Origin of the sequence: Micromonospora sp. C28ISP2-4, from assembly GCF_030519385.1 — a bacterium.
GTDB classification, from domain to species: domain Bacteria; phylum Actinomycetota; class Actinomycetes; order Mycobacteriales; family Micromonosporaceae; genus Micromonospora; species Micromonospora tulbaghiae.
Window position 1 is genome coordinate 426,274 of record NZ_JAUMKG010000007.1, and the last position, 13,729, is coordinate 440,002.

Here is a 13,729-nt window from a genome sequence, read left to right on the forward strand (position 1 = left end):
CCCCGATCACCGATGTGTCCGTATGTGGTGGTTGCGGTACCGGACCGGGTCCGGACGGCGGTTTCCGTACCCGATGATCTTGTGCGGTAATCCGGCGGAGGCGTCCGGCGGAGCCCGGTACACTTGCTCCCGTGCTGCGCTGCGAAGGCTGAACGGCCCCGCGCCGACGGGAAATCACCACCCGCCGGCGCTTTCGCGTGCCCTGAATCAGCCTTTCCGGACCCGAGAGCGAGTACTCCGAGATGATCACTGCCACCGGCCTGGAACTGCGCGCCGGTTCCCGGATCCTGCTGTCCGACACCACCCTGCGGGTGCAGCCGGGGGACCGGATCGGCCTGGTCGGCCGTAACGGCGCCGGCAAGACCACCACACTCAAGGTGCTCGCCGGGGAGGGTCAGCCGTACGGCGGCCAGATCGAGCGGCGCAGCGCCATCGGCTACCTGCCGCAGGACCCGCGTACCGGTGACCTGGACGTCACCGGCCGGGACCGGGTGCTCTCCGCCCGCGGCCTGGACGTGCTCATGGCGCAGATGAAGGAGCTGGAGGACAAGCTCGCCGAGGGCGCCGACGACGAGCGGCTGGTCCGCCGCTACGGCGCGCTGGAGGACCAGTTCGCCTCGCTCGGCGGCTACGCGGCCGAGGCCGAGGCGGCCCGGATCTGCGCCAACCTCGGCCTGCCCGACCGCGCCCTGGCGCAGACCATCGGCACGCTCTCCGGCGGTCAGCGCCGCCGCATCGAGCTGGCCCGGATCCTGTTCCGCGACGCCGGTGAGAACGGCGGCGGCATCCTGCTGCTCGACGAGCCCACCAACCACCTCGACGCCGACTCGATCACCTGGCTGCGCGGCTTCCTCGCCAACCACAAGGGCGGCCTGATCGTGATCTCCCACGACGCCTCGCTGCTGGAGGCGGTGGTCAACAAGGTCTGGTTCCTGGACGCCACCCGGTCCGTGGTCGACACGTACAACCTGGGCTGGAAGGCGTACCTGGAGGCGCGGGAGACCGACGAGCGCCGCCGCCGCCGGGAGCGCGCGAACGCCGAGAAGAAGGCCGGCGCGCTGATGGCGCAGGCGGACAAGATGCGGGCCAAGGCCACCAAGACCGTCGCCGCGCAGAACATGGCCCGGCGCGCCGAGCGCCTGCTCTCCGGCCTCGACGAGGTCCGCGTCGCGGACAAGGTCGCGAAGGTACGGTTCCCGAGCCCCGCGCCGTGCGGGAAGACGCCGCTGACCGCGACCGGCCTGTCCAAGTCCTACGGGTCGCTGGAGATCTTCACCGACGTCAACGTGGCGGTGGACCGGGGTTCCCGGGTGGCCATCCTCGGCCTCAACGGCGCCGGCAAGACCACGCTGCTGCGGATGCTCGGCGGGCTGCTGGAGCCGGACACCGGCGAGGTGCGCCCCGGGCACGGGCTGCGGCTGGGCTACTACGCCCAGGAGCACGAGACGCTCGACGTGGACCGGACGATCCTGGAGCACATGCGCAGCGCCGCGTCCGACCAGACCGACACCGACCTGCGCAAGATCCTCGGCGCGTTCCTGTTCTCCGGCGAGGACGTGGACAAGCCGGCCGGCGTGCTCTCCGGCGGCGAGAAGACCCGGCTGGCGCTGGCCACGCTGGTCTGCTCCGGCGCCAACGTGCTGCTGCTGGACGAGCCGACGAACAACCTCGACCCGGTCAGCCGCGAGCAGGTGCTCGACGCGATCGCCCGCTACCCGGGCGCGATCGTGCTGGTCACGCACGACCCGGGTGCGGTCAGCGCGCTCAAGCCGGACCGCGCGATCCTGCTCCCCGACGGCGACGAGGACGCCTGGTCCGACGACCTCCTGGAGCTGGTGGAGCTGGCCTGACCCCCGCCCGTCCTTCCCCGGTCAGGGGAGCAGGGCGGCCAGGTGGGGGAGGATGCCGGAGGTGAGCAGGATGGTCGCGCCGATGGCGATGAAGATCGCCGGGACCAGCCAGTGGCCGGCGCGGCCGACCAGCGCCACCACCCGGGGGTGCCCGCCGAGCGCGGCGGCGACCGCGCACCACACGGCCACCAGCACGGCGAACACCAGCAGCCAGATCAGCCCGGTGACCGGGTCGAGAGAGCGGAACACCGGCACGTAGACGGCGATGTTGTCGGCGCCGTTCGCGATCGTCACCCCGGCGACGCCGAGCAGGCTGCCGACCACCGCCGGCGGTTCGTCGTCGTCGCGCCGGGTCAGCAACGCGCGGACGCCGAGTGCGACCGGCAGCAGTCCGAGCAGGCCGGGCCACGGGTCCGGCACCACGAGCAGCCCGGCGGCGGCCACCACCGCGACCCCGACGAGCGCGCCGATGCCCGCGTACTGCCCGGCGACGATCTGCCACGGCCGGGGCCGCCCGGTGTGCCGGGCGGCCACGAAGAGAACCGTGAGCACGACGATGTCGTCGAGGTTCGTGGCGGCGAAGACACCGGCCGCACCCGCCGCGGCGGTGAGCACGTCAAGCACCCCGGGCACGATACGGCCCGCCGCACCGGCCACCGCAATGATCCACACCAGTTCGCCGTAGTGGCGGTATCCGGGGCGTGGCGATGCAGCCACTTCGGGGAATTGGTGTCGATCATGCGGGAGGATGCCGCCACTTCGCCGAAGTGGCGTGGACGGGCTCGTCCGGCGGGCCGGTACGGATCAATCGGCCGGAAGGATCACTCTATCGGGAAGCTGACATTGCGTAGCGTGTCGGTTGGCGAATAGTTGATATCTGGCGCATGATCGTCCGAGGCGGTCTAATAGGTGGGACCGTATCCGAACCGCACAGTCTGGGACGTGAGGAATCAGCATGGCAGCCACCGGCACAGCCACCAGCACTGAGAAGGGTCGCCGGATCGTCGGGGCCGAGCGTCAGACGCTCGCCAAAGACCTGGTAAAGCGGTACACCGGGGGTGAGAGCATCCGTGCTCTGGCGGCCTCGACGGGCCGTTCCTACGGGTTCATCCACCGTGTGCTCACCGAGTCCGGGGTGCAGCTGCGTCAGCGCGGCGGCGCCCGGCGCCGGAAGAAGGCGTGACCCGCCCCCCAGCGTCGTCCATCAGCGCGTTCCGGGGCGTCCGGTGACCGCCGAGACGACCGGAGTGCGCTTCGACTGCGACGGGCCGGTCGCGACGGTGACGTTGTGCCGGCCCGACGTACTAAACGCGCAGACCCCGGCGATGTGGCGCGCGATGAGCGACTTCTCCCGCGACCTGCCCGGCGACGTGCGCATCGTCGTCGTACGCGGAGAAGGGCGAGCCTTCTCCGCGGGCCTGGACCTGGCGGTCGCCGGTGCGACCGGACCGGGCTCCTTCGCCGAGCTGGCCGCGATGCCGGAGGCGGAGTGCGCCGACCGGATCGCCGAGTACCAGGGCGGCTTCACCTGGCTGCACCGGCCGGACGTGGTGTCGATCGCCGCCGTGCAGGGCCACGCCATCGGCGCCGGCTTCCAGCTCGCGCTGGCCTGCGACATGCGGGTGCTGGCCGCCGACGCCAAGCTCTCGATGGCCGAGGTGACCCTCGGTCTGGTTCCCGACCTGGCCGGCACGCGCCGCCTGGTCGAGCTGGTCGGCTACTCCCGGGCGCTGGAGATCTGCGCCACCGGCCGGCGGATGGACGCCGCCGAGGCGGACCGGATCGGCCTGGCCACGCTCGTGGTGCCGAACGACGAACTGGACGGCGCCGTGCGGGATCTGTCCGCCGGGTTGCTGGCCAACAACCGGGACGCGATCGTCGAGATCAAGGCGCTGCTCGCGGGCGCGGCCGGGCGTTCGCACGCCGAGCAGCAGCGCGCCGAGCGGGAGGCGCAGACCCGGCGGATCCGGGACCTGGCCGGGCGGGGCGAATAGCCGGGACGGCGATTTCGTAAGGACCGTCCGGGAAGATCTGGGTTACTCGCGAGGTTGTCACAGGCGTCGGGAGAATGGACTCCGACGGTTCATGCTGCCCCGACGACCCGGAGGTGACGAGTGTCCCACCCCATGGCCGGCGGCGGCATGGGCGGCTGGAGCATGCTTCGGTCGCTGCGTAACCGCGACGAGGTCTCCGCCCACGAGCTCAAGCGCGGCACCGCCCGGCGGATCGTCGCGTTCGCCCGGCCCTACCGGCGCGACATCGTCGTCTTCCTGATCACCGTGGTCGTCGCCGCGGTGATCGGCGTGGCCACGCCGCTGCTCGCCGGCGACGTCATCGACGCGATCGCCGGTGGCGGCCCCGACGCCCGTTCGACTGTGGTCCGGCTCGCCCTGATCATCGCCGCGCTCGCCGTGGCCGACGCGCTGTTCTCCCTGGTTCAGCGGTGGTATTCGGCCCGCATCGGCGAGGGCATCATCCTCGACCTGCGCACCCGGGTGTACGACCACGTCCAGCGGATGCCGTTGCAGTTCTTCACCCGCACCCAGACCGGCGCCCTGGTCAGCCGGCTCAACAACGACGTGCTCGGCGCCCAGCGGGCGTTCACCTCGACGCTGTCCGGCGTGGTCAGCAACGTCATCCAGCTCGTGCTCACCGCCGGGGCGATGCTCGTGCTGTCCTGGCAGATCACGGTGATGGCGCTGGTGCTGCTGCCGATCTTCATCATCCCGGCCCGCCGGGTCGGCCGGCGGCTGGCCGAGATCACCCGCGAGTCGTACAACCTCGACGCCAAGATGAACGCGACGATGACCGAGCGGTTCGGCGTCGCGGGCGCGCTCCTGGTCAAGTTGTTCGGCGCGCCGGAGGTCGAGGCCGACCGGTTCGCCCGCCGGGCCGAGCGGGTCCGCGACATCGGTATCCAGTCCGCCATGTACTCGCGGACGTTCTTCGTCGCGATGCTGCTCGTCGCGTCGCTGGCCCAGGCGCTGACGTACGGCGTCGGCGGCTGGCTCGCGGTCACCGGGGCGGTCAGCGCCGGCACCGTCGTCAAGCTGGCGCTGCTGCTGACCCGCCTCTACGGCCCGCTGACCGCGCTGTCCAACGTCCGGGTCGACGTGATGAGCGCGCTCGTCTCCTTCGACCGGGTCTTCGAGGTGCTCGACCTGCGTCCGTCCATCGCCGAGAAGCCCGAGGCGGTGCCGGTGCCGCGCGGCAACGGCCGGGTCGAGTTCCGCGACGTGCGCTTCCGCTACCCGAGCGCCGCCGAGGTGTCGCTCGCCTCCCTGGAGGAGGTCTCGACCCTCGACCGTACGGTCAACGAGCCGGTGCTCAGGGGCGTCTCGTTCGCCGTCGAGCCGGGGCAGATGGTGGCCCTGGTCGGCCCCTCCGGCGCGGGCAAGTCGACGCTGTCCATGCTCATCTCCCGGATCTACGACGTCAGTGACGGCCAGGTGCTGGTCGGTGGCGTCGACGTACGGGACGCCACACTCGCCTCGCTGCGCGACGAGATCGGCGTGGTCACCCAGGACTCGCACCTGTTCCACGAGACGATCCGGGAGAACCTGCGCTACGCCAAGCCGGACGCCACCGACGACGAGATCTGGGCGGCGCTGGCCGGCGCGCAGGTCGCCGACCTGGTCCGGGCGCTACCGGACGGGCTCGACACGACTGTCGGCGAGCGGGGTTACCGCTTCTCCGGTGGCGAGAAGCAGCGCATCGCCATCGCCCGGCTGCTGCTCAAGGCCCCGTCGATCGTGATCCTCGACGAGGCCACCGCGCACCTCGACTCGGAGAGCGAGGCGGCGGTGCAGCGGGCGCTGTCGGTGGCGCTGACCGGGCGTACCGCGCTGGTCATCGCGCACCGGCTCTCCACGGTGCGCGACGCCGACCAGATCCTCGTGCTCGACGAGGGCCGGATCGTCGAGCGCGGCCGGCACGACGAGCTGGTGGCGGTCGGTGGCCTGTACGCCGAGCTGTACCGCACCCAGTTCGCGGTCACCGACTCGCCGACGCCCCACGCCGCTGAGGCGGAGCAGCCCGAGCCGGTGGTGACCACGGTGCCGATGGGCACCTATGTCGCCCACGAGGCCATGCCCCCGGCGACTGCCAACTAGCGGACCGGCGGGGCCACATCCCCGGTGCCGCCGGCAGCCCGGCGGCACCGGACGACCGGGCTCTAACCCGCGACGACCTCGGCGCGCAGCTCGGCGAACGCGGCGCCCAGCGTCTCCGGGGTGAAGTGGGCGTTCAGGCCGCTCGGGTTGGGCAGCACCCAGAGCCGGGCCGCCGCGAGCGTCTCCGGCTGCGGCCCGAAACCGGCCTTCGGCCGGGCGAACCCGATCCGGTACGCGGTCACCCCGACCACCGCCACCCAGCGCGGCCGGTAATGCTCGACCTTCGCGGTGAGCGTGGCCGCGCCGTCGACCAGTTCGCCGGCGGTGAGTTCGTCGGCGCGGGCGCTGGCCCGGGCGACCATGTTGGTGATGCCGAGGCCCAGCGCCGGAAGCGTGTCCTGTTCGCTGGGGTGCAGCAGGCGCGGCGTGAAGCCGCCCCGGTGCAGGGCGGGCCAGAACCGGTTGCCCGGGCGGGCGAAGTGCCAGCCGGTGGCCGCCGACCACAGGCCCGGGTTGATGCCGACGAACAGCACGTCCAGGCCGGGTGCGATCACGTCGGGCAGCAGCCGGTCGGCCGCTGCGGCGAGCTGCTCGCGGCTGGGCCGGGGGTGGCGGCGGGCGGGCGTGCCCGGTCCGGGCGCGGCCTCGGGCCGCCCACCGCCCGGCCTGCGTCGATCGCTCACCGGCTCACCGTCACAGCCCGCGCAGCGCGCCGCCGTCGACCGGGACGGTGATCCCGGTGACGTACCCGGCGGCGGGGGAGAGCAGGAACGCGGCCACCTTGCCGAACTCCGCCGGGTCGCCGATGCGTCCGAGCGGGATCGCCGCCTCGGCCTGCGCGCGGGCCCGCTCGGGGTCGCCGGAGCCGGCCAGCAGCTCCCGGTTGCGGTCGGTCATGATCCGTCCGGGCAGCAGGCTGACCACGCGTACGCCGCGCGGGCCGAACTCGTCGGCCATGTCCTTCGCGACGCCGGCCAGGCCCGGCCGCAGGCCGTTGGAGATGCCGAGGCCGGGCAGCGGTCCGCGTACCGAGGTGGACAGCACGAGCCCGATCGCGCCGCCGTCGGTGAGCGCCCCGGCCACCGTGCGGGCGAGCCGGACGCTGCCCAGGAAGACCGTCTCGAACGACTCGCGCCACTGCTCGTCGGTGACCGTGGCGGCGGTCCCGGGCGGTGGGCCGCCGACCGAGATCAGCGCACCGTCGAGGCGACCGAAGTGTTCGCGGGCGGCGGCGACGAGCCGCTCCGGCGTGGCGGGGTCGGTGAGGTCGGCGGTCAGCCCGATCGCCCGCCGCGGGTCACCGAGCGCCTCGACGGCGGCGGCCACCCGTTCCGGGGTACGCGCGGAGATGACCACCCGGGCGCCGTCGGCGACCAGTTGTTCGGCGGTGGCGAAGCCGAGGCCGCCGGAGGCGCCGGTGAGCACGTACACCCGGTCGGCGAGTCCGAGATCCATACACCGATCCTGCCGTACCGGCGGGTGGCTGTCAGCGCGGGGCGGGCCGCAGCAGGCGTACCCGCCCGGCGACCTGGACCGCGACGGCGCCGCCGACGCGGGTGAGGGCCGGCAGCCGGCGCGGCCGGGGCGGACGGCGGCCGTCGTAGTGGCTCGCGGCCTCGCGCACGGCCAGTTCCTCCGCGCCGAGCGGCGGCAGCGCGTCCCGGTCGCGCAGGTCGCGGGCCAGGTCCCAGCCGTCGCGCAGCGAACCGTTCGTGGGACGGCGGTCGGCCCACGTGGTGAACGTGGCCGGCCAGCCGGTTCCGAGGCCGGCGGCGAGCAGCGGCCAGTGCCGGGCCACGTCACCGGCCCGTTTGCGCAGCAACGCCCGGCGGGCCGCCTCGACCGGGGCCGGGGCGAAGCCGGACGGCAGCGGTCCACCGGCGACGAGCGCGGCGACCAGCTCTGCCTGCCGGGCCGCCAGGTCGCCGCTCACGTGACGACCGGGTGGCCGGAGGCGGCGGCCAGCGCGTCCAGCTCGCCGCGCAGCTCGGCGGCGGGCGGGTAGTGCCCGTCGCGTTCCAGCAGCAGCGCGGGCGGCCGGCGCCTGCTGCACAGCTCGCGGACCAGGTCCAGCACGGCGGCGGGCACCGGGTCGGTGTGCGTGTCGTGGTAGAAGCCGCCGTGTTCGGCGCCGCCCGCGACGTGCACGTAGGCGATGCGCTCCAGCGGCAGCCGGTCCAGCAGCGCGGCCGGGTCGCCGCCGCGGTTGCGGGCGTTGGCGTGCACGTTCGCCACGTCGAGCAGCAGCAGCGCGCCGGTGGCGTCGAGGATCTCGGTGAGGAAGTCCGCCTCGTCGAGCTCGTCGTCGGGCCAGTCGAACAGCGCCGCGATCGGTTCCAGCGCCAGCGGCACGGGCAGTTCCGCCTGCGTCCGCCGTACGTTCGCCACCACCGCGGCCACCGCCTCGCGGCTGCGCGGCAGCGGCAGCAGGTGACCGGCCTCCAGACCGCCGGCCCGCACGAACGCGATGTGCTCGCTCACCAGCGGCGCGTCCAGCGCCGCGGCCACCCCGGCCAGGTGCACCACCCGGGCCGCGTCGACGGGCTCCGCGCCGCCGAGGGACAGCCGCACCCCGTGGGGTACGACGTCGACGCCGCGTTCGCGCAGCTCGGTGAGCCCGTCGGGGAGCGGCCCGGCCGGGGCGACCGCCTCCGCGACCACCTCGACGAAGCGCAGCCCCGGCAGCTCGGCCACGAACCCGGCGATCTCGGGGCGCCAGCCGATGCCGACGCCGGACGGGCCGGTCATCCGCCGCACCCGCCGCCTCCGCCGCAGGAGCTGCCGCCGCCGCACGAACTGCCGCCGGCGGTCGCCCCGCCGCCGCAGGAGGTGCCGGAGCTCGCACCGCCCGCGTTGCCCATCGCCTGCCGCTGGATCTCGGCCTGCTCCGCGAAGCCCGGATCCACGGTCCAGAGCGTGGCGGTGCCGAACAGCGCCACGCCCAGCGCCACCTCCGTCGGGCCGTACATGGAGTACGCGGGCCCGGCGGTCGGCCGCAGGCGACCGTGCCGGCGGCGCATGTCGTCGAGCGCGGCGGTGGCCGCCCGGGTACGCCAGGGCACCCGGTTGAGCAGCACGAACGCGAGGCCGAGCGGGAACAGGCTGAGCAGCAGCCAGCCGGTGGGCCGGTCGTTGAGCAGGCCGGAGACCGCGCGCACGATGCCGATGGCCAGCAGGGCCCCGATCAGCAACGCGCCGCGTCGCAGCGTCCGGCGCCGCTCCTGGTCCAGGGCGAGGCCCCGGTGTACCAGGCCGTCGCGCAGCTCGTCGAGGGCACGCCGGACCCACTCGTCGGCGGCCAGGTCCCGGGTGCGCAGACCGCGGCTCGCCGCGTGGTGGACCGCCCGGTCCAGCGGGGTCGCCCAGGTCGGCAGCGGGCCACCGGTGGTGAGCCGCCGGTCCGGCCGTACGCCGACCGCGCCGGCGTGGCGCAGACCGCCGAGCGCGGCCCAGACGGCGAGCTGGTCGCCGCCGTTGAGGTAGGCGACCTGCTGCGGACCCAGTTCGCCGTACGCGGTCACCGGCGTGCCCGCCAGCATGCGGCGCCGGTACACGATCGCACCGATGACCAGGACGACGGCGAGCAGGAGATACCAGCGCAGGAATACGGGGCCGGGGATGCCCCAGGTGTCGGAGGGGGTCATCGTCTGCTCCTGTCGCGAGGAGGGGTCGCGGCTCATTGTGGAGCAGGCGCGCCAGAGTCGATCTCCTGGAGCGGGGTAGTTACCGGACCGAGACCGGCGGCGGTTCAGTGCCGGCGGACGGCCTCCTCGACCAGGTCGAGCACCCGGGCCAGGTCGCCTGCCGGCCGGCCCATGGCCAGGTGCAGCACCAGGCCGTCGTAGGCCAGCTCCAGGAACTGGGCCAGCACGTCGATCGGCACGTCGTCGCGGAGCACCCCGGCCTCGCGCTGGCGCAGCAGGCGCTCCCGGGTGGCACCGGCGATGGCCTCGGAACGTTCCGCCCAGCGCTTGGCGAAAGCGGGGTCGGTGCGCAGGCGGCGGGAGACCTCCAGCTGGCTGCCGAGCCACCCGGTGGTGTCCGGCGAGACGGCCCGGGCCAGCAGGTCGCGCATCACCTGCACGAGACCGTTGCGGGCCACCGTCTCGACCATGGCGGCGGCGTCGTCCTCGGCCACGGCGAGGAAGAGGGAGTCCTTGTCCCGGAAGTGGTGGAAGATCGCGCCACGGGACAGGCCGGTGGCCTCCTCCAGCCGCCGTACGGTGGCGCCCTCGTAGCCGTGCCGGGCGAAACACGCCCGCGCCGCAGCGAGGATCTCCTGGCGGCGCGCGTCGAGCTGGTCCTGACTTACTCTGGGCACGGGTGGATCGTCGCAGGTGGAACCGGTCGATGCAAACCGTACGTACGGCTTGAGATGCGCCTCCGGATGATCATCTCGCCCGTCGCCGGGTGGTTAGGATCGGCGCGTGACCGCCCCTCCCGCGCACCCGCTCACCGTCGCCGCCGTCCAGGCCCAGCCCGTCCCCGGCGACGTCGCCGGCAACGCCCGTGCCGCCGCCCGCCTCGTCGCCCGGGCCGAGGGAGCCCGCGTCGTGGTGCTGCCCGAGCTGTTCCTGCCGGCGTACCACCCGCCGACGCTCGGCGCCGATCCCGACGCCACCGACGTGGCCGCCGACGCCGCCGGCCTGGTCACCGACGCCCGGCTGGACCCGCTGCGCTCCGCCGCCGCCGACGCGGGCGCCGCGGTGGTGATCGGTGCCGCCGTCCGCCACCCCGACCGGCGGCGCACCATCTCCTCGCTCGTCGTGGACCCGGCCGGCACAGTGACCGCCGCGTACGACAAGCAACAGCTCTGGAGCGGCGAGCGGGAGCTGTTCGACGCCGGCCGCCGGGGCGCCACGCTCGTGGTCGACACGTGGCGGCTGGGCCTGGGCGTCTGCTACGACGGCTGCTTCCCGGAGCACGCGCGGGCCGCCGCCGGGGACGGCGCGCACGGCTACCTCTGCCCGAGCGGCTACCTGGCCGGCTCGGCGCACCGCCGCGACCTCTACTACGCCGCCCGCGCGCTGGACAACACGATGTACGTGGTGTTCGCCAACTCGGTCGGCGGCACCGATCCCTGGCGTTTCAACGGCGGTGCGGCGGTGTACGACCCGGAGGGCCGGCCGCTGGCCCGTGGCGCCGACACCGGCGAGGACGTGCTGGTGGCCACGCTGGACCCGGACGCGCTGGCCGCCACCCGCGCGGCGCACACGATGCTGCTGGACCGGCCGCTCGACGCCGGGGCGGAACGCGCCGTCCTCGTCGCCTGATCGCCGTGGCGTGGCCCTCGGCCCTGTCGGTGCTCCGGCCGTTCCCGTAGGGTGCCCAGGTGCCGTTGCTCCTGCTCGATCTGGACAACACCCTGCTGGACCGCGACGGGCCGTTCCGCGCCTGGGGAGAACGCTTCCTGGACGGCATCGGCGCGCCGCCGGCCGACCTCGACTGGTTGGTGTCCGTGGACGCGGACGGGCTGACCAACAGGTGGGACGTGGCGGACGCGATCCGCGACCGGTACGCGCTGCGCATCCCCTCGATCGACCTGGTCGACGAGCTGCACGACGGCGTGGTGGCCCACATGCGGCTCGATCCGCTGGTGGCCTGCGCGCTGCGGATCGCGGCCGACGCCGGCTGGGTGCCGGTGGTGGTCACGAACGGCGCGGCCCGTCAACAGGACGCCAAGATCCGCAAAACCGGCCTGGACCGGTACGTCGCCGACTGGGTGATCTCCGAGGAGGCGGGCGTCAGCAAGCCGAACCCGAGGATCTTCGCGCTCGCCGCCCAGCGGGCCCGGATGCCGCTGCGCGGCGCGTGGGTGGTCGGCGACAGCCCGGAGGCGGACATCGGCGGCGCGACAGCCGTGGGCCTGCCCAGCGTCTGGTTGCACAGGGGACGCCGCTGGTCCGACCCGAGGTTCGCGCCCACCCGGATCGAGGACGGTCTGATCGCCGCCGTCGCGGCCGTACTGGCCGGCTGACGGCGGCAGCGACGCGCGGGCCAGACGGCGGTGCGGATCGGTCGGCGGCGCGGGCCCGACGCGGGCGCGGGCGCGGCAGCAGCGACGCGGCGGCCGCTCGAAAACCCGTTGACCTGATCCGGGGCGGGGCACGAGCATGGTGCCGCGCGAGTGCGCAGCCGGGGTGGGCCCGGTCGAGGAGAGGAGGTCGGTCATGGCCGTCTTCGCAGGGTCGTTCCACCTGCCTCCACCAGCCTCGATCGAAGGACAGATCCACCAGTGCGCGATCACGACTTCCCGGCGCCGCAGCGCCGTGGCCGCGGCAAGAGCCGCTTCGACGACGACGAACCCGACTTCCTGAAGCGGGGACGGCACACTCCGCCGACCCTCACCGACCCGGACGCCGAGCCCGAGGCGGAGGACTCCTGGTCCTCCTGGGACCAGGCCGTCCACGGCCCCGAGCCGCACCCGGACTGGCTGGTCACCGAACTGGCCGCCCGGGACACCGAGCTCGGGGTGCTCAAGACCGGCAAGGAGGCGGACGTCCACCTGGTCCGCCGGGCCGTGCCCGGCACCGACCGCGGGTGCCTGCTGGCGGTCAAGCGGTACCGCGACGCCCAGCACCGGCTCTTCCACCGCGACGCCGGTTACCTGGAGGGCCGCCGGGTACGCCGGTCCCGGGAGATGCGGGCGATGACCGGCCGCACCGCGTTCGGCCGGCAGATGATCGCCGGGCAGTGGGCGGCGGCCGAGTTCGCCGCGTTGTCCCAGCTCTGGGAGATCGGGGCCGCCTCCGGGCGGATCGCGGTGCCCTATCCGGTGCAGCTGCTCGGCACCGAGTTGATGCTGGAGTTCGTCGGCGACGCCGAGGCGGGGGAGGCCGCGCCGCGGCTGGCCCAGGTCCGGCCCGACGACGACGAGCTGCGCGACCTGTGGGACCAGCTCGTGGAGGCGCTCACGGTGCTCGCCCGGGCCGGGTACGCACACGGCGACCTGTCCCCGTACAACCTGCTGGTGCACGCGGGCCGGCTGGTGATGATCGACCTGCCGCAGGTGGTCGACGTGGTGGCCAACCCGCAGGGGGCCGACTTCCTGGCCCGCGACGTGCGGGTGGTGGCCGCCTGGTTCACCGCACGCGGGATGCCCGCGACGGTGACCGACCCGGCGGCGCTGACCGAGGCGCTGCTGCGGGAGGCGGGCATCCGCTGACGGGTGGGCGTCCCGGGCGGGAGACCGCCCGGGACGCCCGTCCGGTCCGGGTCACTGGAGGTAGCGCTCGACCTCCGGCACCGGGCGCTCGCCCTGGGCGTCCGGGTCGCCGTGCGCCTGGCGGGCGGCCCGGCGGCGGCGCAGCAGGTCCCAGCACTGGTCCAGGGACTCCTCCAGCGCGCGCAGCCGCTCCCGCGCCTCGTCGTCGGTGCCGGCCTCGTGCTGCTGCGCGTCGGCGCGCAGCCGGTGCTCCTCGTCGACGAGTTCCGAGATCCGGCTGAGGATGGTCTTGTCGTCCATGCCCGAAGCTTGGCACAGCGGACGGGTCCGCGCCCGCGTTCTGCCGCCGTCCGTGGACAGGTGAGCGTCGCTCGCGCTCCGCAACGGCCACTGTGTACCGGCGTGACGCATATCCCACCGGCTCCATTCTCGACAAAGAGATTGTTGTTACGTGAAATATCTTCCGAGCTGCCTTTTGATCTGCGGCTCAGGATGGCATGCTCGCGGGCAACGTCACGGGTCGGTACGGAGTCGCGACCCTGAGTCAACCGAGGGAGCGTTCAGGTGCCCGAACCGACGGACACGCCGAGGCCCACCGGCCG

The 13,729-nt window shown here is 73.8% G+C and carries 15 protein-coding genes; 7 read left to right on the plus strand and 8 right to left on the minus strand.

The window, feature by feature from the left end:
* Positions 1-242: 242 nt before the first annotated feature.
* Complete coding sequence (locus Q3W68_RS25440; protein WP_302907841.1) at positions 243-1,850, plus strand: ABC-F family ATP-binding cassette domain-containing protein; 1,608 nt, start codon at positions 243-245, stop codon at positions 1,848-1,850.
* 21 nt (positions 1,851-1,871) lie between these two features.
* Here the strand turns inward: Q3W68_RS25440 and Q3W68_RS25445 are convergent, their stop codons facing one another.
* The gene (locus Q3W68_RS25445; RefSeq protein ID WP_368045767.1) at positions 1,872-2,483 is read right to left on the minus strand and encodes a cadmium resistance transporter; all 612 of its coding nucleotides are present in this window, start codon (positions 2,481-2,483) and stop codon (positions 1,872-1,874) included.
* 322 nt (positions 2,484-2,805) lie between these two features.
* On the opposite strand from Q3W68_RS25445, the gene Q3W68_RS25450 reads away from it, so the two are divergent.
* The 3 genes from Q3W68_RS25450 to Q3W68_RS25460 all read left to right on the plus strand — a co-directional run bounded on the left by Q3W68_RS25450 (position 2,806) and on the right by Q3W68_RS25460 (position 5,962).
* Positions 2,806-3,033 carry a helix-turn-helix domain-containing protein gene (locus tag Q3W68_RS25450; RefSeq protein ID WP_007072022.1) on the plus strand — a complete coding sequence of 76 codons (228 nt, stop codon included), beginning with the start codon at positions 2,806-2,808 and terminating at the stop codon, positions 3,031-3,033.
* A gap of 43 nt (positions 3,034-3,076) precedes the next feature.
* Positions 3,077-3,844 carry an enoyl-CoA hydratase/isomerase family protein gene (locus tag Q3W68_RS25455; protein ID WP_302907844.1) on the plus strand — a complete coding sequence of 256 codons (768 nt, stop codon included), beginning with the start codon at positions 3,077-3,079 and terminating at the stop codon, positions 3,842-3,844.
* 132 nt (positions 3,845-3,976) lie between these two features.
* The gene (locus Q3W68_RS25460; RefSeq protein ID WP_302907943.1) at positions 3,977-5,962 is read left to right on the plus strand and encodes an ABC transporter ATP-binding protein; all 1,986 of its coding nucleotides are present in this window, start codon (positions 3,977-3,979) and stop codon (positions 5,960-5,962) included.
* Between the two features lie 62 nt (positions 5,963-6,024).
* Here Q3W68_RS25460 and mug read toward each other — a convergent pair whose 3' ends face one another.
* The 6 genes from mug to Q3W68_RS25490 form a co-directional block, all read right to left on the minus strand.
* Positions 6,025-6,645 (minus strand): G/U mismatch-specific DNA glycosylase, encoded by a 621-nt coding sequence (gene mug / locus Q3W68_RS25465; RefSeq protein WP_302907845.1) that lies wholly within the window; start codon positions 6,643-6,645, stop codon positions 6,025-6,027.
* 10 nt (positions 6,646-6,655) lie between these two features.
* A complete protein-coding gene (locus tag Q3W68_RS25470; protein WP_302907846.1) occupies positions 6,656-7,417 on the minus strand; it encodes an SDR family oxidoreductase in 762 nt (253 codons plus the stop codon).
* Between the two features lie 31 nt (positions 7,418-7,448).
* Entirely contained in the window at positions 7,449-7,895 is a 447-nt protein-coding gene (locus Q3W68_RS25475) for a hypothetical protein (RefSeq protein ID WP_302907847.1), read from the minus strand.
* Positions 7,892-8,710, minus strand: a complete 819-nt coding sequence (locus tag Q3W68_RS25480) for a DUF692 domain-containing protein (RefSeq protein ID WP_302907848.1) — start codon at positions 8,708-8,710, stop codon at positions 7,892-7,894. The genes Q3W68_RS25475 and Q3W68_RS25480 overlap by 4 nt, the downstream gene beginning before the upstream one ends.
* Complete coding sequence (locus Q3W68_RS25485) at positions 8,707-9,606, minus strand: TIGR04222 domain-containing membrane protein (protein WP_302907849.1); 900 nt, start codon at positions 9,604-9,606, stop codon at positions 8,707-8,709. Before Q3W68_RS25485 ends, Q3W68_RS25480 begins: the two co-directional genes overlap by 4 nt.
* Before the next feature lie 104 nt (positions 9,607-9,710).
* Positions 9,711-10,283 (minus strand): TetR/AcrR family transcriptional regulator, encoded by a 573-nt coding sequence (locus tag Q3W68_RS25490; protein ID WP_013287426.1) that lies wholly within the window; start codon positions 10,281-10,283, stop codon positions 9,711-9,713.
* A 106-nt stretch (positions 10,284-10,389) separates the two neighbouring features.
* Between Q3W68_RS25490 and Q3W68_RS25495 the strand changes: the two genes are divergently transcribed.
* The 3 genes from Q3W68_RS25495 to Q3W68_RS25505 all read left to right on the plus strand — a co-directional run bounded on the left by Q3W68_RS25495 (position 10,390) and on the right by Q3W68_RS25505 (position 13,127).
* Positions 10,390-11,235, plus strand: a complete 846-nt coding sequence (locus Q3W68_RS25495; protein ID WP_302907850.1) for a carbon-nitrogen hydrolase family protein — start codon at positions 10,390-10,392, stop codon at positions 11,233-11,235.
* A gap of 59 nt (positions 11,236-11,294) precedes the next feature.
* Positions 11,295-11,939 carry an HAD family hydrolase gene (locus tag Q3W68_RS25500; RefSeq protein ID WP_302907851.1) on the plus strand — a complete coding sequence of 215 codons (645 nt, stop codon included), beginning with the start codon at positions 11,295-11,297 and terminating at the stop codon, positions 11,937-11,939.
* 258 nt (positions 11,940-12,197) lie between these two features.
* Positions 12,198-13,127, plus strand: coding sequence for a serine protein kinase RIO (locus Q3W68_RS25505; RefSeq protein ID WP_302907852.1), 930 nt, complete (start codon positions 12,198-12,200; stop codon positions 13,125-13,127).
* A 51-nt stretch (positions 13,128-13,178) separates the two neighbouring features.
* Here the strand turns inward: Q3W68_RS25505 and Q3W68_RS25510 are convergent, their stop codons facing one another.
* Entirely contained in the window at positions 13,179-13,427 is a 249-nt protein-coding gene (locus tag Q3W68_RS25510) for a DUF2630 family protein (RefSeq protein WP_013287422.1), read from the minus strand.
* Between the last annotated feature and the right edge of the window lie 302 nt (positions 13,428-13,729).

Coding starts and splice junctions, on each gene's coding strand:
- Q3W68_RS25440 (WP_302907841.1), top strand. CDS start 243: ATGATCACTGCCACCGGCCTGGAACTGCGCGCCGGTTCCCGGATCCTG.
- Q3W68_RS25450 (WP_007072022.1), top strand. CDS start 2,806: ATGGCAGCCACCGGCACAGCCACCAGCACTGAGAAGGGTCGCCGGATC.
- Q3W68_RS25460 (WP_302907943.1), top strand. CDS start 3,977: ATGGCCGGCGGCGGCATGGGCGGCTGGAGCATGCTTCGGTCGCTGCGT.
- Q3W68_RS25470 (WP_302907846.1), bottom strand. CDS start 7,417: ATGGATCTCGGACTCGCCGACCGGGTGTACGTGCTCACCGGCGCCTCC.
- Q3W68_RS25480 (WP_302907848.1), bottom strand. CDS start 8,710: ATGACCGGCCCGTCCGGCGTCGGCATCGGCTGGCGCCCCGAGATCGCC.
- Q3W68_RS25485 (WP_302907849.1), bottom strand. CDS start 9,606: ATGACCCCCTCCGACACCTGGGGCATCCCCGGCCCCGTATTCCTGCGC.
- Q3W68_RS25510 (WP_013287422.1), bottom strand. CDS start 13,427: ATGGACGACAAGACCATCCTCAGCCGGATCTCGGAACTCGTCGACGAG.